General features: G+C 68.3%; 15 protein-coding genes. 8 read left to right on the forward strand and 7 right to left on the reverse strand.

All coding sequences use genetic code 11. The features are described from left to right. Window positions 1-407 precede the first annotated feature (407 nt). From rplJ to OHB13_RS22135, 4 genes are all read left to right on the forward strand, one after another. Window positions 408-965 (forward strand): 50S ribosomal protein L10, encoded by a 558-nt coding sequence (gene rplJ, locus OHB13_RS22120; RefSeq protein ID WP_266854292.1) that lies wholly within the window; start codon window positions 408-410, stop codon window positions 963-965. Window positions 966-1,046: 81 nt separating this feature from the next. Beyond that, window positions 1,047-1,433 carry a 50S ribosomal protein L7/L12 gene (gene rplL, locus OHB13_RS22125; protein ID WP_266854290.1) on the forward strand — a complete coding sequence of 129 codons (387 nt, stop codon included), beginning with the start codon at window positions 1,047-1,049 and terminating at the stop codon, window positions 1,431-1,433. 551 nt (window positions 1,434-1,984) lie between these two features. Then, window positions 1,985-5,467, forward strand: a complete 3,483-nt coding sequence (gene rpoB, locus OHB13_RS22130) for a DNA-directed RNA polymerase subunit beta (RefSeq protein ID WP_266854288.1) — start codon at window positions 1,985-1,987, stop codon at window positions 5,465-5,467. A 127-nt stretch (window positions 5,468-5,594) separates the two neighbouring features. Next, window positions 5,595-9,494: a DNA-directed RNA polymerase subunit beta' gene (locus OHB13_RS22135; RefSeq protein WP_164264067.1), complete on the forward strand. Its 3,900-nt coding sequence runs from the start codon at window positions 5,595-5,597 to the stop codon at window positions 9,492-9,494. A gap of 100 nt (window positions 9,495-9,594) precedes the next feature. Here OHB13_RS22135 and OHB13_RS22140 read toward each other — a convergent pair whose 3' ends face one another. The 6 genes from OHB13_RS22140 to OHB13_RS22165 form a co-directional block, all read right to left on the reverse strand. Next, window positions 9,595-10,569, reverse strand: a complete 975-nt coding sequence (locus OHB13_RS22140; RefSeq protein WP_328378254.1) for a M48 family metalloprotease — start codon at window positions 10,567-10,569, stop codon at window positions 9,595-9,597. Between the two features lie 511 nt (window positions 10,570-11,080). Further along, window positions 11,081-11,608 carry a Pycsar system effector family protein gene (locus tag OHB13_RS22145; protein WP_328380364.1) on the reverse strand — a complete coding sequence of 176 codons (528 nt, stop codon included), beginning with the start codon at window positions 11,606-11,608 and terminating at the stop codon, window positions 11,081-11,083. A gap of 227 nt (window positions 11,609-11,835) precedes the next feature. Then, entirely contained in the window at window positions 11,836-12,987 is a 1,152-nt protein-coding gene (locus tag OHB13_RS22150) for an SPFH domain-containing protein (RefSeq protein ID WP_328378255.1), read from the reverse strand. 47 nt (window positions 12,988-13,034) lie between these two features. After that, the gene (locus OHB13_RS22155; protein ID WP_328378256.1) at window positions 13,035-15,212 is read right to left on the reverse strand and encodes a hypothetical protein; all 2,178 of its coding nucleotides are present in this window, start codon (window positions 15,210-15,212) and stop codon (window positions 13,035-13,037) included. Next, window positions 15,209-16,102: a hypothetical protein gene (locus tag OHB13_RS22160; protein WP_328378257.1), complete on the reverse strand. Its 894-nt coding sequence runs from the start codon at window positions 16,100-16,102 to the stop codon at window positions 15,209-15,211. The genes OHB13_RS22155 and OHB13_RS22160 overlap by 4 nt, the downstream gene beginning before the upstream one ends. 132 nt (window positions 16,103-16,234) lie before the next feature. Further along, the gene (locus tag OHB13_RS22165) at window positions 16,235-16,978 is read right to left on the reverse strand and encodes a Crp/Fnr family transcriptional regulator (protein ID WP_328378258.1); all 744 of its coding nucleotides are present in this window, start codon (window positions 16,976-16,978) and stop codon (window positions 16,235-16,237) included. A gap of 384 nt (window positions 16,979-17,362) precedes the next feature. On the opposite strand from OHB13_RS22165, the gene rpsL reads away from it, so the two are divergent. The 4 genes from rpsL to tuf all read left to right on the forward strand — a co-directional run bounded on the left by rpsL (window position 17,363) and on the right by tuf (window position 21,726). Then, complete coding sequence (gene rpsL, locus OHB13_RS22170) at window positions 17,363-17,734, forward strand: 30S ribosomal protein S12 (RefSeq protein WP_003948652.1); 372 nt, start codon at window positions 17,363-17,365, stop codon at window positions 17,732-17,734. A gap of 2 nt (window positions 17,735-17,736) precedes the next feature. Next, a complete protein-coding gene (rpsG, locus tag OHB13_RS22175; protein WP_164264073.1) occupies window positions 17,737-18,207 on the forward strand; it encodes a 30S ribosomal protein S7 in 471 nt (156 codons plus the stop codon). A 38-nt stretch (window positions 18,208-18,245) separates the two neighbouring features. Next, window positions 18,246-20,375 carry an elongation factor G gene (gene fusA, locus OHB13_RS22180; protein WP_266854277.1) on the forward strand — a complete coding sequence of 710 codons (2,130 nt, stop codon included), beginning with the start codon at window positions 18,246-18,248 and terminating at the stop codon, window positions 20,373-20,375. A 157-nt stretch (window positions 20,376-20,532) separates the two neighbouring features. Next, window positions 20,533-21,726 carry an elongation factor Tu gene (gene tuf / locus OHB13_RS22185; RefSeq protein ID WP_266854275.1) on the forward strand — a complete coding sequence of 398 codons (1,194 nt, stop codon included), beginning with the start codon at window positions 20,533-20,535 and terminating at the stop codon, window positions 21,724-21,726. 143 nt (window positions 21,727-21,869) lie between these two features. On the opposite strand, the gene OHB13_RS22190 is transcribed toward tuf, so the two are convergent. Then, a complete protein-coding gene (locus OHB13_RS22190; RefSeq protein ID WP_328378259.1) occupies window positions 21,870-23,963 on the reverse strand; it encodes a PIG-L family deacetylase in 2,094 nt (697 codons plus the stop codon). Window positions 23,964-24,200 lie beyond the last annotated feature (237 nt).

The following is a 24,200-nucleotide window of genomic DNA, read 5'->3' on the forward strand; positions in this document are numbered from 1 at the left end:
GTACCTCCGGCCTCTGGGGGCCTCCGGCGGCGCGACGGGACCACGTACGGCGTCATCCTGCGCTGCTCCGGCTACGGCGTGGAGGTACGGGCCGAAGCGGCGGGAGGACGCCGTCCTCTACCCCCGAACCGGAGGATCAATCAGCCGCCCGGGAACGGATTTGCTCGGCGTGCCCCCGTTCACGTACTCTTCCGACGAAGCCAAAGACCGCTGGTCGTTGCCGTGTGCTCGTAAGAGGGCGCGGTGGCCGAAGGATCCGCTGGAAGCGGGCGACTCGCGCAGGTGATCGTGGAAGTGCTCCCGGATCCGTCCGGTCGAGCTCGCGCCCCGTGCACCTGTGCCGGGGCGTTTCGTCTGTCCAGCCCCTTCTGAGCGGTCCTCATCACCCGGAAGGAGGCCGACGCTCTATGGCAAGGCCCGACAAGGCTGCCGCGGTAGCCGAGCTGGCGGACAAGTTCCGCAGCTCGAACGCCGCTGTGCTGACCGAGTACCGGGGTCTCACCGTGGCCCAGCTCAAGCAGCTGCGCCGTTCGCTCGGTGAGAACGCCCAGTACGCCGTGGTGAAGAACACGCTGACCAAGATCGCGGCCAACGAGGCCGGGATCAACACGCTGGACGACCTGTTCGCAGGTCCGACGGCGGTTGCCTTCGTCACCGGTGACCCGGTGGAGTCGGCGAAGGGTCTTCGTGACTTCGCCAAGGAGAACCCCAACCTCGTCATCAAGGGCGGTGTCCTTGATGGTAAGGCGCTGTCCGCGGATGAGATCAAGAAGCTCGCGGACCTTGAGTCCCGCGAGGTTCTGCTCGCCAAGGTGGCCGGTGGAATCAAGGCGTCGATGGCCAAGGCCGCGGCGACTTTCCAGGCCCCGCTGTCGGAGTTCGTCCGTACCGCGGACGCCCTTCGCGCCAAGGTCGAGCAGGGCGGTGCCGGTACGCCGGCTCCCGCCGAGGCCGACGCCGAGTAATTCGGCTTCGCGTCGCAGCGGGCCCGTACGCCCGCCGTCATATACATCCGGCACCTGCCGAAAAAGTGGAAGGACGCCATCATGGCGAAGCTGTCCCAGGACGAGCTGCTTGAGCAGTTCGAGACCCTGACCCTCATCGAGCTCTCCGAGTTCGTCAAGGCCTTCGAGGAGAAGTTCGACGTCAAGGCTGCCGCCCCGGTCGCCGTTGCCGCCGCCGGTGGTGCCGCTGCCGGTGCCGCTGAGGCCGCTGAGGAGCAGGACGAGTTCGACGTCATCCTCACGGGTGCCGGCGACAAGAAGATCCAGGTCATCAAGGTCGTGCGTGAGCTGACCTCGCTGGGTCTCAAGGAGGCCAAGGACCTCGTGGACGGCGCCCCGAAGCCCGTCCTTGAGAAGGTCGCCAAGGAGGCCGCTGAGAAGGCCGCCGAGTCCCTCAAGGGCGCCGGCGCCTCGGTCGAGGTCAAGTAATTCCGGGAGTCTCCGGACTCCCTCGTACGCCCTCGGCGTACACCTGCACAGCGAAGGGCGATCACCCATCCGGGTGGTCGCCCTTCCGCGTGCCTGACGCCCCTCCTGCCTGCCTTGCTCTTCCCGCCGTGACGAGTATGGTGATCTTCGTTGCGCGCCGGGCCAGGTGGCTTCTCTCGCTCCCGCAGCGCGGCCGGTGGCGACCCCCGAGGGGTGGGGGGCCTTGACGAACCGCACGGAGCGCGCAATTCTCAGGACGCGTCGTCACATCGATCCGTATCCGAGGCATGGATCGGCGACGAAGAGGGAAGCTTTGACGCAGGTGTTGAGAAGAAGAATGAGGGTCTCCCAGAACCCGCTCTGGACATCAGTGAGCCCAGTGGCTACACTGACCCTTTGCGCTGCCTGTTAGCTGCCTCCTGCCCGTCACCAGGGGCATGCCCACGCTTGAGCATCGATGACTGCCCTCCCTGACCAGGGATGTCTGCCTCTGTGCCCCGCTTGGGACCGGTACGCGCGTAGTGAGTCCGAGCCCTCGGAAGGACCCCCTCTTGGCCGCCTCGCGCAACGCCTCGACCTCCAATACGAACAACGGCGCCAGCACCGCCCCGCTGCGCATCTCCTTTGCAAAGATCAGGGAGCCCCTTGAGGTTCCGAACCTCCTTGCGCTGCAGACCGAGAGCTTTGACTGGCTGCTCGGGAATGCCGCTTGGAAGGGTCGCGTCGAGGCCGCTCTCGAGAGCGGACAGGACGTTCCCACCAAGTCCGGTCTGGAAGAGATCTTCGAAGAGATCTCGCCGATCGAGGACTTCTCGGGGTCGATGTCGCTGACGTTCCGCGACCACCGTTTCGAGCCCCCGAAGAACTCGATCGACGAGTGCAAGGACCGCGACTTCACGTTCGCTGCGCCGCTCTTCGTCACGGCCGAGTTCACCAACAACGAGACCGGTGAGATCAAGTCTCAGACGGTCTTCATGGGCGATTTCCCGCTCATGACCAACAAGGGCACGTTCGTCATCAACGGCACCGAGCGTGTCGTGGTGTCGCAGCTGGTCCGTTCGCCCGGTGTCTACTTCGACTCCTCCATCGACAAGACGTCCGACAAGGACATCTTCTCGGCCAAGATCATCCCGTCCCGGGGTGCCTGGCTGGAGATGGAGATCGACAAGCGCGACATGGTCGGTGTCCGCATCGACCGCAAGCGCAAGCAGTCCGTCACCGTCCTCCTCAAGGCTCTCGGCTGGACCACTGAGCAGATCCTTGAAGAGTTCGGCGAGTACGAGTCGATGCGCGCCACCCTGGAGAAGGACCACACCCAGGGCCAGGACGACGCACTGCTCGACATCTACCGCAAGCTGCGTCCGGGCGAGCCGCCCACACGCGAGGCTGCTCAGACGCTGCTTGAGAACCTCTACTTCAACCCGAAGCGCTACGACCTCGCGAAGGTCGGCCGCTACAAGGTGAACAAGAAGCTCGGCGCCGACGAGCCGCTCGACGCCGGTGTCCTCACCAGCGACGACGTCATCGCCACCATCAAGTACCTGGTCAAGCTGCACGCCGGCGAGACCGAGACGGTGGGCGAGTCCGGCCGTCAGATCGTCGTCGAGACCGACGACATCGACCACTTCGGCAACCGCCGTCTGCGCAACGTCGGCGAGCTCATCCAGAACCAGGTCCGTACCGGCCTGGCCCGGATGGAGCGCGTCGTGCGTGAGCGCATGACGACCCAGGACGTCGAGGCGATCACGCCGCAGACCCTGATCAACATCCGGCCCGTCGTCGCCTCCATCAAGGAGTTCTTCGGCACCAGCCAGCTGTCCCAGTTCATGGACCAGAACAACCCGCTGTCGGGTCTCACCCACAAGCGCCGTCTGTCGGCTCTTGGCCCGGGTGGTCTCTCCCGTGAGCGGGCCGGCTTCGAGGTCCGTGACGTGCACCCGTCCCACTACGGACGCATGTGCCCGATCGAGACGCCCGAAGGCCCGAACATCGGTCTGATCGGTTCGCTCGCCTCCTACGGCCGGGTCAACGCGTTCGGCTTCGTCGAGACGCCGTACCGCAAGGTCGTCGAAGGTGTCGTCACCGACGACGTCGACTACCTGACGGCCGACGAGGAAGACCGCTTCGTCATCGCCCAGGCCAACGCGACGCTCTCCGAGGACATGCGGTTCACCGAGCCGCGCGTCCTGGTCCGCCGCCGTGGTGGCGAGGTCGACTACATCCCCGGCGACGACGTCGACTACATGGATGTCTCGCCGCGCCAGATGGTGTCGGTCGCGACCGCCATGATCCCGTTCCTTGAGCACGACGACGCCAACCGTGCCCTCATGGGCGCGAACATGATGCGTCAGGCCGTGCCGCTGATCCAGTCCGAGGCGCCGCTGGTCGGCACCGGCATGGAGTACCGCTGCGCGGTCGACGCCGGTGACGTCCTCAAGGCGGAGAAGGACGGTGTGGTCCAGGAGGTATCCGCGGACTACATCACCATCGCCAACGACGACGGCACGTACTCGACGTACCGCATCGCCAAGTTCTCCCGCTCGAACCAGGGCACATCGGTCAACCAGAAGGTCGTCGTCAACGAGGGCGACCGGGTGATCGAGAGCCAGGTGCTGGCCGACGGTCCCGCGACCGAGAACGGCGAGATGGCGCTCGGCAAGAACCTTCTTGTCGCCTTCATGCCGTGGGAGGGTCACAACTACGAGGACGCGATCATCCTGTCGCAGCGCCTCGTGCAGGACGACGTCCTCTCCTCGATCCACATCGAGGAGCACGAGGTCGACGCCCGTGACACCAAGCTCGGCCCGGAGGAGATCACCCGGGACATCCCGAACGTCTCCGAAGAGGTCCTCGCCGACCTCGACGAGCGCGGCATCATCCGTATCGGTGCCGATGTCGTCGCCGGTGACATCCTGGTCGGCAAGGTCACGCCCAAGGGCGAGACCGAGCTCACCCCGGAGGAGCGCCTGCTCCGTGCGATCTTCGGTGAGAAGGCGCGCGAAGTGCGCGACACCTCGCTGAAGGTGCCGCACGGTGAGATCGGCAAGGTCATCGGCGTCCGCGTCTTCGACCGTGAAGAGGGCGACGAGCTGCCGCCGGGCGTGAACCAGCTGGTCCGCGTCTACGTCGCGCAGAAGCGCAAGATCACCGACGGTGACAAGCTCGCCGGCCGTCACGGCAACAAGGGCGTCATCTCGAAGATCCTGCCGATCGAGGACATGCCGTTCCTGGAGGACGGCACCCCGGTCGACATCATCCTCAACCCGCTGGGTGTCCCGTCCCGAATGAACCCGGGCCAGGTCCTGGAGATCCACCTCGGCTGGCTCGCCAGCCAGGGCTGGAAGGTCGAGGGCAACGAGGAGTGGATGGAGCGCCTCAAGTCCATCGGCGCCGACGATGTCGCCCCCGGCACCAACGTCGCCACCCCGGTCTTCGACGGTGCGCGCGAGGACGAGATCTCCGGTCTCTTCGAGTCCACCATCCCGAACCGCGACGGTGACCGCATGGTCCTCCCGTCCGGCAAGGCCCGGATGTTCGACGGCCGCTCCGGCGAGCCTTTCCCGGACCCGGTCTCGGTCGGGTACATGTACATCCTCAAGCTCCACCACCTGGTCGACGACAAGCTGCACGCGCGTTCGACCGGTCCGTACTCGATGATCACCCAGCAGCCGCTGGGTGGTAAGGCTCAGTTCGGTGGACAGCGCTTCGGTGAGATGGAGGTGTGGGCGCTGGAGGCTTATGGCGCCGCGTACGCCCTCCAGGAGCTGCTGACGATCAAGTCCGACGACGTGACCGGCCGCGTGAAGGTCTACGAGGCCATCGTCAAGGGCGAGAACATCCCCGAGCCCGGCATTCCCGAGTCCTTCAAGGTGCTCATCAAGGAGATGCAGTCGCTCTGCCTCAACGTGGAGGTGCTGTCCTCGGACGGCATGTCCATCGAGATGCGCGACACGGACGAGGACGTCTTCCGTGCAGCGGAGGAGCTCGGTATCGACCTGTCCCGGCGAGAGCCGAGCAGCGTCGAAGAGGTCTGACGGGTTGGCCGGCCGCCTCGCTCTGAGGCGGCCGGCTCTCCCCGGACCCGTTCAGACCATTGCTGAAGTGCCCATTTTTCTCGCTGACGCGAGGGGCTCGAACCCCCGAAAGAGGGATTGACGACAAGTGCTCGACGTCAACTTCTTCGACGAGCTGCGGATTGGCCTCGCCACCGCGGACGACATCCGGACCTGGTCCCACGGCGAAGTGAAGAAGCCGGAGACCATCAACTACCGCACCCTCAAGCCCGAGAAGGACGGACTCTTCTGCGAGAAGATCTTCGGTCCCACCCGGGACTGGGAGTGCTACTGCGGCAAGTACAAGCGTGTCCGCTTCAAGGGCATCATCTGCGAGCGCTGCGGCGTCGAGGTCACTCGCGCCAAGGTGCGTCGTGAGCGGATGGGCCACATTGAGCTGGCCGCTCCCGTCACCCACATCTGGTACTTCAAGGGTGTCCCGTCCCGTCTGGGCTACCTGCTCGACCTCGCGCCGAAGGACCTCGAAAAGGTCATCTACTTCGCCGCGTACATGATCACCTTTGTGGACGAGGAGCGCCGGACGCGCGACCTGCCCTCGCTGGAGGCACACGTCTCCGTCGAGCGCCAGCAGGTCGAGAACCGCCGCGACTCCGACCTGGAGGCCCGCGCCAAGAAGCTTGAGACCGACCTGGCCGAGCTGGAGGCCGAGGGCGCCAAGGCCGACGTCCGCCGCAAGGTGCGCGAAGGCGCCGAGCGCGAGATGAAGCAGCTGCGTGACCGTGCGCAGCGCGAGATCGACCGTCTCGACGAGGTGTGGAGCCGCTTCAAGAGCCTCAAGGTCCAGGACCTGGAGGGCGACGAGCTGCTCTACCGCGAGCTGCGTGACCGCTTCGGCACGTACTTCGACGGCTGCATGGGCGCTGCCGCCCTGCAGAAGCGCCTGGAGTCCTTCGACCTCGACGAGGAGGCCGAGCGCCTCCGCGAGATCATCCGTACCGGCAAGGGCCAGAAGAAGACCCGTGCGCTCAAGCGCCTCAAGGTCGTCTCCGCGTTCCTGCAGACCAGCAACAAGCCCAAGGGCATGGTGCTCGACTGCGTACCGGTCATCCCGCCGGACCTGCGTCCGATGGTGCAGCTGGACGGTGGCCGCTTCGCGACCTCCGACCTGAACGACCTGTACCGCCGTGTGATCAACCGCAACAACCGCCTCAAGCGTCTCCTTGACCTCGGTGCCCCCGAGATCATCGTGAACAACGAGAAGCGGATGCTGCAGGAGGCCGTCGACGCGCTGTTCGACAACGGCCGCCGCGGTCGCCCGGTCACCGGTCCCGGCAACCGTCCCCTGAAGTCCCTGAGCGACATGCTCAAGGGCAAGCAGGGCCGTTTCCGTCAGAACCTCCTCGGCAAGCGCGTGGACTACTCCGCGCGTTCCGTGATCGTCGTCGGCCCGCAGCTCAAGCTGCACCAGTGCGGTCTGCCGAAGGCCATGGCGCTGGAGCTCTTCAAGCCGTTCGTGATGAAGCGCCTGGTGGACCTGAACCACGCGCAGAACATCAAGTCGGCCAAGCGCATGGTCGAGCGCGGCCGCACCGTGGTGTACGACGTCCTCGAAGAGGTCATCGCCGAGCACCCGGTGCTGCTGAACCGTGCGCCGACCCTGCACCGCCTGGGCATCCAGGCCTTCGAGCCGCAGCTGGTCGAGGGCAAGGCCATCCAGATCCACCCGCTCGTCTGCACCGCGTTCAACGCGGACTTCGACGGTGACCAGATGGCCGTCCACCTGCCGCTGTCGGCAGAGGCGCAGGCCGAGGCCCGCATCCTGATGCTGTCCTCGAACAACATCCTGAAGCCGGCCGACGGTCGTCCCGTCACCATGCCGACCCAGGACATGGTGCTCGGACTGTTCTTCCTCACGACCGACGAGGCGGAGCGCAAGGTCATCGGCGAGGGCCGGAACTTCGGTTCCGCGGCCGAGGCGATCATGGCCTTCGACAACCGCGAGCTGTCGCTGCAGGCGAAGGTCGACATCCGCTTCCCGGTGGGCACCATCCCGCCGCGTGGCTGGGTGCCGCCGGTCGCCGAGCCGGGCGAGCCCGAGTACCAGCCGGGCGACACCTTCCGGCTGCGTACGACCCTGGGCCGCGCGCTCTTCAACGAGCTGCTGCCCGAGGACTACCCGTTCGTCGACTACTCGGTGGGCAAGAAGCAGCTCTCCGAGATCGTCAACGACCTGGCCGAGCGCTACCCCAAGGTCATCGTGGCGGCGACGCTCGACAACCTGAAGGCTGCGGGCTTCCACTGGGCGACCCGTTCCGGCGTCACCGTCGCCGTTTCGGACATCGTCGTCCCGGAGGCCAAGAAGGCCATCGTCCAGGGCTACGAGGCTCAGGACGAGAAGGTCCAGAAGCAGTACGAGCGCGGTCTGATCACCAAGGACGAGCGCACGCAGGAGCTCATCGCGATCTGGACCAAGGCGACCAACGAGGTTGCCGAGGCGATGAACGCGAACTTCCCCAAGACGAACCCCATCTTCATGATGGTTGACTCGGGTGCCCGAGGAAACATGATGCAGATGCGGCAGATCGCCGGTATGCGTGGTCTGGTGTCGAACGCGAAGAACGAGACCATCCCGCGTCCCATCAAGGCGTCGTTCCGTGAGGGTCTCTCCGTACTGGAGTACTTCATCTCCACGCACGGTGCCCGTAAGGGCCTCGCGGACACCGCCCTGCGTACCGCCGACTCGGGTTACCTGACCCGTCGTCTGGTGGACGTCTCGCAGGACGTGATCATCCGCGAGGAGGACTGCGGCACCGAGCGCGGTCTGAAGCTCAAGATCGCGGTCAAGGGCGAGGACGGTGTGCTCCGCAAGACGGAGGACGTCGAGACCTCGGTCTACGCCCGCATGCTCGCCGAGGACGTCGTCATCGACGGCAAGGTCATCGCGCCGGCCAATGTCGACCTGGGTGACGTCCTGATCGACGCCCTGGTGGGCGCCGGTGTCGAGGAGGTCAAGACCCGCTCGGTCCTGACCTGTGAGTCCGCGGTCGGCACCTGTGCCTTCTGCTACGGACGTTCGCTGGCCACCGGCAAGCTGGTCGACATCGGTGAGGCGGTCGGCATCATCGCCGCCCAGTCCATCGGTGAGCCCGGTACCCAGCTGACGATGCGTACCTTCCACACCGGTGGTGTGGCCGGTGACGACATCACGCAGGGTCTGCCGCGTGTCGTCGAGCTCTTCGAGGCCCGTACACCCAAGGGTGTCGCGCCGATCTCCGAGGCCGCGGGCACCGTCCGCATCGAGGAGACCGAGAAGACGAAGAAGCTCGTCGTCACCCCGGACGATGGCAGCGAGGAGACGCCCTTCCCGATCTCCAAGCGGGCCCGTCTGCTCGTGGGCGAGGGCGACCGCGTCGAGGTGGGCCAGAAGCTCACCGTGGGTGCCACCAACCCGCACGACGTGCTGCGTATCCTCGGCCAGCGTGCGGTCCAGGTCCACCTGGTCGGCGAAGTCCAGAAGGTCTACAACTCGCAGGGCGTGTCGATCCACGACAAGCACATCGAGATCATCATCCGGCAGATGCTGCGCCGCGTGACGATCATCGAGTCCGGCGACGCGGAACTGCTGCCGGGCGAGCTCGTCGAGCGCTCGAAGTTCGAGACCGAGAACCGTCGTGTGGTCACGGAAGGCGGCCACCCGGCCTCCGGCCGTCCGCAGCTGATGGGTATCACCAAGGCCTCGCTGGCCACCGAGTCGTGGCTGTCGGCGGCGTCCTTCCAGGAGACGACCAGGGTCCTCACCGACGCGGCGATCAACGCCAAGTCGGACTCCCTGATCGGCCTCAAGGAGAACGTCATCATCGGTAAGCTCATCCCGGCCGGTACGGGCCTCGCCCGCTACCGCAACATCCGGGTGGAGCCCACCGAGGAGGCCAAGGCCGCGATGTACTCGGCCGTCGGCTACGACGACATCGACTACTCGCCGTTCGGCACCGGCTCCGGCCAGGCCGTCCCGCTGGAGGACTACGACTACGGTCCGTACAACCAGTAAGGCGCATGTCTGACGAAGGGCGGTCACCCCTGTGGGGTGGCCGCCCTTCGGCGTACCGGCGTGCTGTCCTTCTCGGTGCTGTCCTCCGCGCCCGTCCTTCTCAGGGGTGCTGCTGGAGGTACGGCTGGAGATGGTGCAGCCGGGTGTGGTAGTCGGGGTGGGAGGAGAGCAGCTTGCCGAGCCGGCCTTCTTCCTTCGGGGGCGGCACAGCCCCTTGCTGGGCGTACGGTCCGTACGGTCCGTATTGTGCGTACTGCGCGTACTGGGCCGCCTGGGCGGCGGCCGCTTTCTGCTGCTCCTGTGCGTAGTGCAGCTTGCTCAGTACGGCCGCGAGCATGGGGGCGAATCCCAGGGCCGCGGCGTGCTGGTCGGCGCGGATTTCGGCGCGCCGGTTGACGGCGGCCAGGGCGTACGGCACGGCCAGGAGCAGCAGCGGGATTCCGTACAGGCTGCTCAGCGTGGCGATGGCAAAGCCTCCGAATACCAGGGCGAGGATTCCGCCGAGGAAGCACGAGCAGGCCCGTGAGGCACGGAAGACGCCCGAGGCAACGCCGCGCAACGCCCGCCACACGAGCCTGCCGGGCAGTGCGTACCAGTAGCCGAGCAGCGACGACCAGGTGTGGCCTCCGACGTGGTGGCCGAGTTCGTGAGCCAGGACCGCGGCGAGTTCACCGTTGGGCAGGTTGTCCAGGGCGAACCGGGTGACGCCGACGATATGGCCGGCCGCCCCCACCGCATTGAGACTGGTGCTGTCCTCGATCCACAGTTCGTACGTGCGGTCCTCGACGCCCGCGCGTGCGATGACCTCGCGCCAGACGGGCTCCAGCCGGGCCCGTTCGTCCGGAGTGGGGTAGCGCAGCCGCAGGACGTGACGGGCCAGAGCGCTCTCGGTCGGGCGATGGAAGATCAGAACTCCACTGACCAGCCAGATCAGTACGAGAATCAGGCCGATCCCGCCGAAGAACGCGGAGAGCAGCACCATGACGAGCAGGCTGCACAGCAGGTTCGGGAGGTGCAGCAGCAGATTCCCGACAGCCGCGGCGTCGGCCCCACGCTGGTGGGCGGCGATGTGCACGCGGCGCTGGGCGGTGCTGATGTGGTGCGGATGGACAGGGGGCTGCGGAGCCGGAGGCGGAGGCGGAACGGGAGCCGGGGCAGGCGCCGCCGGAGGCGGGCCGCCGTACTGCGGTGGTACGGAGGCCCGGAACGCCGTATCGGCCGGGTACCGGGGTGGTGCGGGGGTGTCGGGTGTTTGGGGGTACTGGGGTGGCGGTGGTGCGGGAGTTTCGGTTGTGCCGGGGTATTGCGGTGGTGCGGGGGTGCCGGGTGCTTGGGGGTACGCCGGTGGTGCGGGAGTTTCGGTTGTGCCGGGGTATTGCGGTGGTGCGGGGGAGTCGGGTGTTTGGGGGTACTGGGGTGGCGGTGGTGCGGGAGTTTCGGTTGTGCCGGGGTACTGCGGTGGTACGGGGGTGTCGGGTGCTCGGGGGTACGCCGGTGGGGCCGGGGTGTTCCCGGTGGGCGGTGCCGGGGGCTGGGCAGGATCGGGCGGCTGGACCATGGCGATGTTCCTTCGGAGTGGCGTGACGTCAGCCGATGAGCAGTGAAGCGGGCAGGAGCGCGGTGCCGACGCAGAACGCGATGAGGCCGGTACGGATCCAGTGGTGCTTCCGGGCGGCGATCCGGCTGGTCTCGGTGAGGGCCGCCGTGAACACGGCAGCCGGATTCCGGGCGGTGTCCGCGAGCGCGGTCTCCAACTGGCCGGCCCGGACAGCCTGTTGGATGTCACCGAAGTAGCTGAGCGGCTGCCCCGGGGCCCAGTCGCGGGTGCGGTAGCGCGGCAGCACGGCCAGCAGCAGGGCGAACAGCGAAAGGGCGAGCGCCGCTGCGCCCGACCACCAGAAGAAGGCTGCCGGCGCCGACAGCGCGTTCGGCGTCCAGCCGCGCCCGGCGAACAGCGCGCTGAAAACACCCGCGGTCATGCCCAGCGCTGCCACCAGCACGGCTGCCTTGTTGTCGGCGCGTGATATCTCCGCCCGCAGCTCCACGAGGAGCCGCTCCGCAGGCAGTTGCTCTGCGGACGGGGCGCCGGAGGCGGGGACGGGCGTGTCCGGCAGGGGACCGGGGGACGGGCCAGGGCCCGGTCCGGGTATGGGCTCGGGCTCTGGCTCTGGTGAGGGTGCGTGTGCGGGGACAGGCTCGGGTGACGGGACAGGCTGGGGCTCGGGTGAGGGTGAGGGTAAGAGACCGGGCTCGGGTAAGGGCAAGGAGCCAGGCGCTGTGGCAGGCCTGGCGCCGTCGCCGTCCCGGGGGCCCCGCGGAGCCGGACGGGTCTCGGGGGACGTCATACCGGGGCACTTCCCGAAGGGGGGTGCGGGGGCATGGGAGGTGCCGGGGGTGTCTCGCGCCCGTACGTGCCGGGAGCGCCGGGGGCCGGCGGTGCGTCCTGGGGGCTGTCCGGTTCCGGCGTGCCGTAGGTCGGCCTGGAATCCTCCCCGGTCGGCAGCGCCTGTGCCTCGCCGGGCATGGGCGGTGGGGCCATGCCCGGCCCCACCTGCTGGCGGATGAGATTGTTCACCACGCGCAGCGCGTACTTGGCCGACTCCGCCTTCTGGTAGTCCTCCAGGGCGTCCCCGCCGATCAGTTCGAGCTGGCTCTGGATGAGAGAGAGCTGGTCGTGGCGGATCCCGCTGGTGGCAGCCTGGGTGTCCTCCGGATGCTGGGCGAGGTGCAGAGCCCAGGCGGCCACCCCGCCGTGCTGAAGATGGAACTGGTAGAACTCGATCTTCTTGGCCATCAGTTCGTGCTCATTGCGCAGCTGCATCGCTTGCAACTCGTGTTCCTGCTGCGCCAGCCGCATCCGGTACTCGTGCTCCGGGGCGAGCATCTCGTTCTCGTACCGCAGATCCCGCTTGCGGCGGCGGTGGGCGATCGCCTCCTCGTCCTGGCGCATCCTCACCGTGCAGGTGACCTGGATGCCGATACCGGCGGCGAAGTCGACCGTCTGCAGTTCCTTCTGCACGGCGGCCTCGGCCCCCGCACTGTCCTCGATCGGGTACCGGCGGCCGACCGGCCGGGTGAGCTGCTGCAGCTCCCTGGTGAGCCGGGCCGGCACATCGCGTTCGCCGGAGGTCACGAAGCGGACCGGATCAGCGACCCGCCAGGTCAGATCGGCGCTCACACCGAACGAGAACGCGTCGTCATCGCTGGGCAGTTGCACCTCCAGCTGGACGCTGTGGCTGCCCGTGTCCACTTCGTACACCGAGGTGTAGCGGCGGCTCGCGGCCTCCGAGCGGGTGGGCCGGTGCGGCGGCAGGAAGGCGTCGTACTCACCCTTCGCCGTGGTGAAGACCAGCGCGTGGTCGATCGCGGTCATCGTCCTGCGGGCCGTGTAGTCGAACCGCGAGATGGGCCGGTACGTGAGCACGGGGTCGATCAGATGGCTGTGCCGGTCGGCGTTCTGCTGCCACTCCGGCTGACGGCGGAAGTCCGCCATGCGGGTCAACTCCTCGATGGATCTGATGGAAAGACGGACATCCCGGCTCAGGCACTCCGCGGATTGAGGACCGACAGCAACCGGTCGGCGATCCGGGGACGCTCCGGTGAGCCGTCCGCGGACCGCAGCGTGCGCAGCAGGTGGTCCAGCCTGCCGTGGTCGGCGGCCGTGGTGACCAGCTCCGGAAGCAGCAGGGTCAGCGCCTGTCCGGCGTCGGGCCGGCGCTCACCCGCGTACAGCCAGGTCCGCAGGGCGTCCAGCGCCGCCTTGGTGTGTGCGCGGTCCCCCAGGGCGGTGCGCCACAGCATGGCCAGGTCGCGGGCCGGGCCCGCGTCGTAGCTGCCGGACTCGGCGTACCAGTCGACCAGGCTGCCCTCTTCGTCGCTTTCGCAGGCGCGCACGAAGGCGGCGAGGGCGAGCCCGCGGACCGGAGCGGTGTCCTGGAGCAGCCTGACGAGCTCGGCGAGCATCTCGCCGCGGTTTCCGCCGGAGAGCAGGAGCGCGGTGGACTCCGTGAGATTGCGGCTCTCCGCCGGGCTGCTGTCCTCGGCTCTGGCGCGGGCCGCGAGCGCCTGGAGCGCCGGCGCCGCCAGGTCCGGGCGCACCGGAGCGAGCAGCGCGAACGCCCGGATGGCGGTCCAGCGGCGGGCCCAGTGCGCGTCGCCGCACCACTGCGTCAGCAGCCGCAGGATCGCCGGCGCTTCCAACAGCTGGGCCAGGGTCAGGGCGTTCGCCGCTGTCACCCGGGGGCCGAAGGAGCGGGAGAGCGCCCACCCGTCGACCAGGGCCGCCATCGCCGACGGCAGATCGGCGGCCGCCAGCATCGCGGCCGCGGCCGCCGCCCGGGTGCGGACCATCGGACGGCCGTCCCTGGCGAGCTGTTTCAGCCAGTCCACCAGGGCGGGGCGCGCCGAGGGGTGACCGGTCCACACCTCGGTGAGCAGGGTGTGCGCGGTCCGCGGCTCCCGGAAGTGCGCCAGATACTGCGGGACGGGCCCCCAGTCGGTCGATTCGTTACGGGTCACGCCCTCGGCGCGGGCCAGGGCGAGCCGGTCGGACGCCGACGGTCCGAAGACGGGGATCGCGGGCTCCTGCTCGGGATGCTGGAGCCGCTGGAGGTTGACGAAGAGCCGGTCGCCGAGCTCGGCGGCCAGGACGTACGGAGCGCCGTCAAACACGGAGAGTGAGATCAGGAATGCCTTGTCCCGCAGCCCCAGTTCGCTGTCCGGGGCACTCAGCCAGTCGCGGCACTGCTTCTCCACCGCGCTGAGACTGAAACCCGCGAGCCCTGCGAGCGCCGCCGCGGTGCCGTCGTACTCGGCCAGCCTTCCGGCGAATTCGGCGGCCTCGGCGCACCGGTGATGGCCGTGCGCCAGGAACTCCCGCACCGGGTCGAGCGTCAGCAGCCGCTCGGTCTCCGCGCCGCCGGTCTTCCGCGCGGCGAGGAAGGCCCGCAGCACCTCCTCGGCGGGCGGCGGCTCCCAGCAGAAGGGCGTGACGCCCGGCAGGTACGGGGACGCTTCGACGGTGATCACCAGATAGCCGTCGTCGAACTGCTTGAGCCGGTCCGCCGCCGCGTACAGATGGGCGTCCCGCAGCGGCCTGTTGCGGCTCAGCGGCATGTCGCACAGCACATGCCCGCCGGAACCGGTCAGCTGGGCGGGCAGCGCCGAAGGGCCGGTCTCCGGTTGCAGCGCCCGGACGGTGGGCACGCCCAGCCGGTCCAGCAGCATCAGCGCCGCTGTCCGGCGGCCGGTCGCGTGCTGACCCGACAGTACGAGGACCCGCTCGGTGCGCAGGCGCTCCAGGGCGGCCGCGAAGGACGGGCCCTCGACGAAGTCGCCGGACAGGCGGTCCAGTTCCGTGCGGGGGATCTCCCCGGCGGAGTGGACGGAACCGCCGGCCGCTGAGGTGTGGTGGTGGATCTCGGTCTTGCCGCCCAGGAAGACGTCGCCCGCGACCTGGCCACCGGATACACCGTGCTGCGCCCCGCCGACCAGGGAGCCGCCGAAGGAAGCCGCCGATCCGAGGATGAACTCCGGTGCGTGGGCGAAGAGTTCGCGTTGTGCCGCGCGTGCCTCCTGGGACCGTTCCTCCGGCTCGCCGGGTTCGGTGGGCTGCGCGGGCCCGGCGGGGCGGCTGTCGCCGGGCGGTGGCTGCGGTGCGTCCGGTGCGGCCGCGCGCTGCGGGCCGGGGACGGGCGGCGGCGGTGCTGTTGTGCTCACGGTCGCCCGGTCCCCTCCGGCTCGCCCCTGCCACCGAGGTGTACGTCGCCGGTCACCGTGCCGCCGGAGACCCCGTGCTGGTCACCGCCGACCAGGCTGCCGCCGAACCGGGGAGCGCCCGCACCGAAGTTGAAGACGGCGCCGGCGCTCCTCGCGCTCCCGGCGCTCACTGGGCTTCCCGGGCTCGCTGTGCTGGCTGTGCCCTGAGTGGTCTCGCCGGGCCGGGACGCGGGGTCCTGGTCCGGCGCCGGGCGGTCCCCCGATCCGTCCGGCGCCGGAGTCTCTGCCGTGCCGGGCCCTGCCGTCCCGCCAAGCCCGGTGCTTGGCACCGGCCCGTGCAGCCAGGCCGCCAGCGGCCCGTTCTTGCTGGCCGCGGTGATGGCGTGGAAGGCGTTCCTGGGAATGCCGGGGTGGTCGTGCCGGACGATCCCGTCGTGCACGCTCTGCGCGACACAGAGCGCGAAGTCGTCGGAGCGCTCCCGCAGGGCGGCTCGCAGCACCTCCGCGTCGAGCAGCCGGCAGGCGTGGTTGAGGTCGGCGCCCACCCAGCCGTGCTGGTCGATCGCGACGTACCCGGTGGAGACCACGGCACGCAGCCGGATCTGCGCCGAGCGGGACGCCATCCGGTTCACCGCGCGCAACTGGGCCGGCACCTCGGTCAGCAGCGCCCGCAGCAGCGCGGTCACCGAGGCGTTGGCATCGATCAGTTCCATCACGGAGTCACCGCGGTCGGCACGCAGCCGGTACGTCTCGTCGATGCCGGCGCTCTCCAGGGCACGGTCGGCGATGCCGTACAGCATGCGCCGCAGGTACGCCTGCTCGATGTCGTCCCGGTCGCTGTACTTCTCGATGTCCAGCAGCAGGATCGTCCGGCTCACGGGATCGTTCATGGTCACCTCTCGGGTGGTTTTCCGGCGTGGGCAGCAGCTTGGGCTCTGCGAGGCCGCGGTGGTGAGGGCGCCTGACGCACTGGGAGTGTGACCGTGTGCACAGAGTCGCTCCGGATGAACGGACGCTCACTCTCAGTCAGCGGTTCCCGTGCGCCGGCCGTCCACGGCGGGCTGTCCGGCGCGCGTGATCAGGCGCAGCACATCCGGCCGGGTGATCAGCAGAGTCCGTCGCCCGGTGACCACGGCTCCGCGCTCCCGCAACTCCTTGAGCAGCCGCTGGACCATCTCCCGTGAGGCGCCCACGGAGCCCGCGAGCTCCTGTTTGCTCAGCGGGACGGTCAGCTCGATTCCCTCTTCGGTGCGCCGGCCGTGCGTACGTGCGAGGTCGAGCAGCAGCACGGCGAAGCGTTCCCGCACGGCCATGGAGGCGAATTCGAGCCGGCGCCGGTCCGCGGCGCGGGTCCGGTCCGACGCCAGCCCGAGGAGGGCGAAGGAGATGGCGGGGGAGCGGCCGAGGAGCCCGGTGAAGCGCTCGTGCTCGACGGCCACGGCGCGGACCGGCTCCAGCGCGGTCACCGTCGCCGAGCGCGGGCGGCCGGTCAGCGCGGCGGACTCGCCGATGACGTCGCCGGGGCCGCGCAGGGCGAGCAGGGCCTCGTACCCGTTGGCAGCCGAGGCGGTGACCTTCGTCCAGCCGGTCAGGACGAACAGCACATGGGAGGACGGCTCGCGCTGGTGGAGCAGGGTGACTCTGGGTGCGAAGGCCAGTTCATGGCCGAGCGCGAGCAGCGCCGCCCGGTCCTCGCTCTCCAGCCGGGCCAGAAACGGAACGCGGTCGTCCAGTCCTCCGTCGGCGGGTAAGTACGCTGCTGTCATATCGGCCCCCGAATCAGCACAGCGGATCGATCAACGTAGCCGACGGAGCGGTGCTCCGGGTCCGGGAGGGCCGGGATGATCTCCGAACCGGCAGGTCCGGGCCGCGGGAGGGGCCGCGGCGGAGGGGTGACATCTCCGGTGCGTCACGGCCCGGGGCATTTGTTTTGACCGCAGTCGATGCGGTAGGTACGCTCTGACCTTGTGCCTGGGGTGTGCCCTGGCTCCTGTGCGTGTCTTCAACCGCATGACGAGCTGTAAGTGACCACCGCAATCTGTGCCCTTCCCGCCACTTCGGCGGGGGTCTGCAGTATTCGACACACCCGACCGCGTGGGTCGGAGTGGTTCCAGGTTAGTTCTACACGGCACACAGAAACCGGAGAAGTAGTGCCTACGATCCAGCAGCTGGTCCGGAAGGGCCGGCAGGACAAGGTCGAGAAGAACAAGACTCCCGCGCTCGAGGGCTCGCCCCAGCGTCGTGGTGTCTGCACCCGTGTCTTCACGACCACCCCGAAGAAGCCCAACTCGGCGCTCCGCAAGGTCGCGCGTGTTCGTCTGACCTCCGGCATTGAGGTCACGGCCTACATCCCGGGTGAGGGACACAACCTGCAGGAGCACTCGATCGTGCTCGTGCGTGGTGGCCGTGTGAAGGACCTGCCCGGTGTTCGCTACAAGATCATCCGCGGTTCGCTCGACACCCAGGGTGTCAAGAACCGCAAGCAGGCCCGCAGCCGCTACGGCGCCAAGAAGGAGAAGTAAGAATGCCTCGTAAGGGCCCCGCCCCGAAGCGCCCGGTCATCATTGACCCGGTCTATGGTTCTCCTCTTGTCACCTCGCTGATCAACAAGATCCTGCTGAACGGCAAGCGTTCCACCGCCGAGCGGATCGTGTACGGCGCCATGGAGGGCCTTCGCGAGAAGACCGGCGCCGACCCGGTCATCACGCTGAAGCGCGCGCTTGAGAACGTCAAGCCGTCTCTTGAGGTCAAGTCCCGCCGTGTCGGTGGCGCCACCTACCAGGTGCCGATCGAGGTCAAGCCCGGTCGCGCCGCCACCCTCGCGCTGCGCTGGGTCGTCGGCTACTCCCGCGCCCGTCGCGAGAAGACGATGACCGAGCGGCTCACCAACGAGCTGCTCGACGCCTCGAACGGTCTTGGCGCTGCCGTCAAGAAGCGTGAGGACACCCACAAGATGGCCGAGTCCAACAAGGCCTTCGCGCACTACCGCTGGTAGTCGCTACCCACATCGAGACCGAGAGAAGATTGAGCCTTATGGCCACCACTTCGCTTGACCTGGCCAAGGTCCGCAACATTGGGATCATGGCCCACATCGACGCGGGCAAGACGACCACCACTGAGCGGATCCTCTTCTACACCGGTGTGAGCTACAAGATCGGTGAAGTCCACGACGGCGCAGCCACGATGGACTGGATGGAGCAGGAGCAGGAGCGCGGCATCACGATCACGTCGGCCGCGACGACCTGCCACTGGCCGCTCAACGATGTCGATCACACGATCAACATCATCGACACCCCGGGTCACGTCGACTTCACCGTCGAGGTGGAGCGTTCGCTCCGCGTCCTCGACGGCGCTGTCACCGTGTTCGACGGTGTCGCGGGCGTCGAGCCGCAGTCCGAGACTGTCTGGCGTCAGGCGGACCGCTACGGCGTTCCGCGTATCTGCTTCGTCAACAAGCTGGACCGTACCGGTGCCGAGTTCCACCGCTGCGTCGACATGATCGTCGACCGCCTCGGTGCGGTGCCGCTGGTCATGCAGCTCCCGATCGGCGCCGAGGCCGACTTCAAGGGCGTCGTCGACCTCGTGACGATGAAGGCCTTTGTCTGGTCCGCCGAGGCGACCAAGGGCGAGATGTACGACGTCGTCGACATCCCGGAGACCCACACCGAGGCGGCCGACGAGTGGCGCGGCAAGCTGCTCGAAGCCGTCTCGGAGAACGACGACGAGATGATGGAGCTGTACCTGGAGGGCCAGGAGCCCACCGAGGAGCAGCTCTACGCGGCGATCCGCCGTATCACCCTTGCTTCCAAGGGCTCTGCGGACTCCGTCACCGTCACTCCCGTCTTCTGTGGCACGGCCTTCAAGAACAAGGGCGTCCAGCCCCTGCTCGACGCGGTCGTCCGCTACCTGCCGTCCCCCCTGGACGTCGAGGCCATCGAGGGCCACGACGTCAAGGACCCCGAGACGGTCGTCAAGCGTCGGCCGTCCGACGAGGAGCCGTTCTCCGGTCTTGCGTTCAAGATCGCGAGCGACCCGCACCTCGGCAAGCTCACCTTCGTCCGGATTTATTCGGGCCGCCTTGAGGCCGGCACCGCGGTGCTGAACTCGGTCAAGGGCAAGAAGGAGCGCATCGGCAAGATCTACCGTATGCACGCGAACAAGCGTGAGGAGATCGCGTCGGTGGGCGCGGGCGACATCATCGCCGTCATGGGGCTGAAGCAGACCACGACCGGTGAGACGCTCTGCGACGACAAGCAGCCGGTGATCCTGGAGTCCATGGACTTCCCGGCGCCGGTCATCGAGGTCGCCATCGAGCCGAAGTCCAAGGGTGACCAGGAGAAGCTGGGTGTCGCCATCCAGCGGCTCTCGGAGGAGGACCCCTCCTTCCAGGTCCACTCCGAGGAGGAGACCGGCCAGACCATCATCGGTGGTATGGGCGAGCTTCACCTTGAGGTGCTCGTCGACCGCATGAAGCGCGAGTTCCGCGTCGAGGCGAACGTCGGCAAGCCCCAGGTCGCGTACCGCGAGACGATCCGCAAGACCGTCGACCGTATCGACTACACGCACAAGAAGCAGACTGGTGGTACCGGCCAGTTCGCGAAGGTGCAGATCGCGATGGAGCCCATCGAGGGCGGCGACGCGACCTACGAGTTCGTGAACAAGGTCACCGGTGGCCGCATCCCCCGTGAGTACATCCCCTCGGTGGACGCGGGCGCGCAGGAAGCCATGAAGTTCGGCATCCTGGCCGGTTACGAGATGGTGGGTGTCCGCATCACCCTTCTCGACGGTGGCTACCACGAGGTGGACTCCTCGGAGCTCGCCTTCAAGATCGCCGGTTCGCAGGCGTTCAAGGAGGGTGCCCGCAAGGCGTCCCCCGTGCTCCTTGAGCCGATGATGGCCGTCGAGGTCACCACGCCCGAGGACTACATGGGCGATGTCATCGGCGACCTCAACTCCCGCCGTGGCCAGATCCAGGCCATGGAGGAGCGCAGCGGCGCTCGCGTCGTGAAGGGCCTCGTGCCCCTCTCGGAGATGTTCGGCTACGTCGGAGACCTCCGCAGCAAGACCTCGGGTCGCGCAAGCTACTCGATGCAGTTCGACTCCTACGCCGAGGTTCCGCGGAACGTCGCCGAGGAGATCATCGCGAAGGCCAAGGGCGAGTAACTCTTCCGAGTCCACGCTTTAGGCTTATCACCGGAGCCACTGGGGCATTCGACGCAGAGCGCAAGCAATGCGGCGGGTGCCCCGGGCCCCGGCATCCCAGCAAAGATCACCTGGCGCCGATGAAGCAAGGCGTACAGAACCACTCCAGGAGGACCCAGTGGCGAAGGCGAAGTTCGAGCGGACTAAGCCGCACGTCAACATCGGCACCATCGGTCACATTGACCACGGTAAGACGACCCTCACGGCCGCCATTACCAAGGTGCTGCATGACGCGTACCCGGACCTGAACGAGGCCTCGGCCTTCGACCAGATCGACAAGGCTCCCGAGGAGCGCCAGCGCGGTATCACGATCTCGATCGCGCACGTCGAGTACCAGACGGAGTCGCGTCACTACGCGCACGTCGACTGCCCGGGTCACGCTGACTACATCAAGAACATGATCACGGGTGCGGCGCAGATGGACGGCGCCATCCTCGTGGTCGCGGCCACCGACGGCCCGATGCCGCAGACCAAGGAGCACGTGCTCCTGGCCCGCCAGGTCGGCGTTCCGTACATCGTTGTCGCGCTGAACAAGGCCGACATGGTGGACGACGAGGAGATCCTGGAGCTCGTCGAGCTTGAGGTCCGTGAGCTCCTCTCCGAGTACGAGTTCCCGGGCGACGACCTTCCGGTCGTCAAGGTCTCGGCGCTCAAGGCCCTTGAGGGCGACAAGGAGTGGGGCCAGACCGTCCTCGACCTGATGAAGGCCGTCGACGAGTCGATCCCGCAGCCCGAGCGTGACGTCGAGAAGCCGTTCCTGATGCCGATCGAGGACGTCTTCACGATCACCGGTCGTGGCACCGTCGTCACCGGTCGTATCGAGCGTGGTGTCCTCAAGGTCAACGAGACCGTTGACATCGTGGGCATCAAGCAGGAGAAGACCACCACCACGGTCACCGGCATCGAGATGTTCCGCAAGCTGCTCGACGAGGGCCAGGCCGGTGAGAACGTCGGTCTGCTCCTCCGTGGCATCAAGCGCGAGGACGTCGAGCGCGGCCAGGTCATCATCAAGCCCGGTTCGGTCACGCCGCACACCGAGTTCGAGGCCCAGGCCTACATCCTGTCGAAGGACGAGGGTGGCCGTCACACCCCGTTCTTCAACAACTACCGCCCGCAGTTCTACTTCCGTACCACGGACGTAACGGGCGTTGTGACCCTTCCCGAGGGCACCGAGATGGTCATGCCGGGCGACAACACCCTCATGAGCGTCTCGCTGATCCAGCCCGTCGCCATGGAAGAGGGCCTCAAGTTCGCCATCCGTGAGGGTGGCCGGACCGTGGGCGCCGGCCAGGTCACGAAGATCCTCAAGTAATCACTTGATGGTCTGACCTGGTCGCTCACACAGAGCACCTGGTAACAGCAGAGGGCCCCCGGCCCGCCGTTCGCGGCGGACCGGGGGCCCTTCTGTGTTGCCCGTCCGGTGAGCGATGAGGTGAGCGCGGTGCGCCGGTACGGCTACACGTCCCGGACCGGCCGCCACAGCCAGGGGAGTGCTCCCGGGCCGATACCCGCCACGGTGGGTCCGGAAGAGTCCCCGGCGGTCCCGGCGCTCGTGGCACCCTCGGCCAGCAAGGTGGCCCCCGAGAGCGGTACGACGCCGTCGGTGCGCCGCAGCACCTTCCCGTTCAGCAGGAGCTGGATGCGGCCCCGGTCGTCCTGGCCGAGCAGCGCGGGCTCCGCGGCGCGGGAGTCGGCGCGGGTTCCGGCGCGGGCGCCGGGCCGGGTGCCGCCCAGGTGCACATGGGTGGTCGCGGCCGTCGCGGGCCTGCGGTAGTACACATCCACGCCGCCGTCCGGCGCGGCGGTCGCGGTGGGGAAGTCGCCGGGCAGCGGCAGGAGGGGGTCCGGGTGCAGTTCCACAGGCCCGCCCGCCACGGTCTGGGCCCAGTGGTGCACGGTGTCCCGGCCCGAGGCGAAGACATGGACCAGGCCCGCCGAGTCGACCGTGGCGGAGAGTCCGTCCTGGATCTGGCCGCCACCCAGGCTCCGCCAGGGGGACCAGCTCCCCGCGGTGGAACGGACCCGGGTGCTGATGCCCTGGGCGGCGTCGCGTATGAAGAGGTGCACGTGCCCCGCGCGGTCGGTGACCGCGACGGGGGCGCCTATTCGACGGCCCCGGTCCGGGTCGCTCTCCGGGTTGCCGAGCCCGGTCCAGGCCGCGAACTTCCCACCGGGCGTGCTCTGTTGGAGCAGCACTATCTCCCGCGTGTTGGTCGAGCCGTGCCCGGCTATCGAAGCGAACCGCAGCGCGAACAGCAGCTGCCGGCCGTCCTTGAGCGCGGCCGCACCGAGCGTCGGGGCCAGCGGTCCGCCGCCCAGGTCGTGCGGCGACCCCCACTGTCCGCTGCCCGGCGCCGTCTCCCGCCAGCGCACCGCGCGCAGGCCGAGGACCCCGTACCCGACGAGGCGCCCGTCCTGCTCGGTGGCCAGGACGGGGCGCGGGCCCGGATAGCGGTAGTGGGTCGAGCGCACCCACCCCTTCTTGTTGGTCAGCGGCCGGCCGACGCCCACGTTGTAGTCGCCGCAGCCGCCCGGGTTCCCGCAGTTCCAGGCCTCGTTGCCGCCGTACGGGAGCAGGTTCGCGGCCTTCTGGGCGAGCACCTTCGGCGACAGGTTCTTCGGCCAGTGGCGGTTGTAGTAGCCCCGGTAGGCCGTGGCGACGAAGGCGGGCACCTCGCCCTTCCCCTGTGTAGCCTCCGCGACCCAGCGGATCATCGCCGCCCAGCTGAAGGAGGCGGTGGCGGTGTGGTCCGCGTGGTCGGAGTAGCCGACCTGCTCGCTGTCCTTGCGGCGGACGGCGGTCGGGCTGTGCTGGATGTCCGGGTCGGGGTCGAGGGTGTGGATGACGGTCGGGCGGTACTGCGCCATCAGCCCGGTGAGCACGTCGACCATGGCGTCGTACGTGTACGCGTCCGCCTCCTGGAGCGGGGAGCCCTCGGCGACCACGGTCCGCAGGCTGAGCCCCCGGTCGGTCCAGAGCGACGGCAGGCCGAGCCGCCCGTGGGCGGTGTGCATGGCGGTGTTGAGGAATACCAGTTCGACCCGGCGAGTGCCCCGCACCAGCGTGTCGACCTCGGCGCGGATGCCACCGCGGAGGGTGACGACGTCCTTCTGCCACTCCGTGAACGGGGGGAGGCCCAGCTGCACCGCGTACGCCTGGCGCAGGCCCTGGTGGCGGGCCGACGAGTAGGCGGGCTTGTCGGGGACGGGGTGCGGCTGGCCCGCGATGACGTTGATGCCGGTGGCCTCACCTGCGGTGACGTACACGCAGACCAGGGGCGTTCCGGAGTCCAGCATCCGCTGGGTGTCCGGGTTCATGAAGTACATGTCGTCGTCGGGGTGGGCCAGTATCTGCATGAGCCGGTCGTGCCTGGCTACGGATATCGCCTTGCCCGGCATCGGGTCGGCGGTGCTGGTGGTGCGGCGCGGCGACGCGGGCACGGAGCAGGCGCTGAGCGCGGCGGACGCGGCGGCCGTACCGATCCCGGCGAGCAGGAACCTGCGGGAGGGACCGGAACCCTGGTGTGCGGGGCCGGGCCCCTCCGGCATCCCCCTGCTCGGTACTCCTCCGTGCGATCTCCCCTTGCGTGATATCTCCCGGGATATCCCCCTCTGCGATATCCCGATGCGCGATATCCCCATGTGAAGGTGCTCCGTCCGCTCCCCTGCACGGGCCCTCCCGTGCTCTCCCGGTCTGCTTGACGGGGTTCCCGGAGCGGAGGTTGCCTCCGGGCCGGACGCTGTTACGGGAGGTAGGGGCGGTGGAGCGGGGGTTCCGTGGCGCCC

This window comes from Streptomyces sp. NBC_00440 (assembly GCF_036014215.1).
Taxonomy (GTDB): Bacteria; Actinomycetota; Actinomycetes; order Streptomycetales; family Streptomycetaceae; genus Streptomyces.

Coding starts and splice junctions, on each gene's coding strand:
- rplL (WP_266854290.1), top strand. CDS start 1,047: ATGGCGAAGCTGTCCCAGGACGAGCTGCTTGAGCAGTTCGAGACCCTG.
- rplJ (WP_266854292.1), top strand. CDS start 408: ATGGCAAGGCCCGACAAGGCTGCCGCGGTAGCCGAGCTGGCGGACAAG.
- OHB13_RS22150 (WP_328378255.1), bottom strand. CDS start 12,987: ATGGCGGACTTCCGCCGTCAGCCGGAGTGGCAGCAGAACGCCGACCGG.
- OHB13_RS22160 (WP_328378257.1), bottom strand. CDS start 16,102: ATGAACGATCCCGTGAGCCGGACGATCCTGCTGCTGGACATCGAGAAG.
- OHB13_RS22165 (WP_328378258.1), bottom strand. CDS start 16,978: ATGACAGCAGCGTACTTACCCGCCGACGGAGGACTGGACGACCGCGTT.
- fusA (WP_266854277.1), top strand. CDS start 18,246: ATGGCCACCACTTCGCTTGACCTGGCCAAGGTCCGCAACATTGGGATC.
- rpsG (WP_164264073.1), top strand. CDS start 17,737: ATGCCTCGTAAGGGCCCCGCCCCGAAGCGCCCGGTCATCATTGACCCG.
- OHB13_RS22190 (WP_328378259.1), bottom strand. CDS start 23,963: ATGCCGGAGGGGCCCGGCCCCGCACACCAGGGTTCCGGTCCCTCCCGC.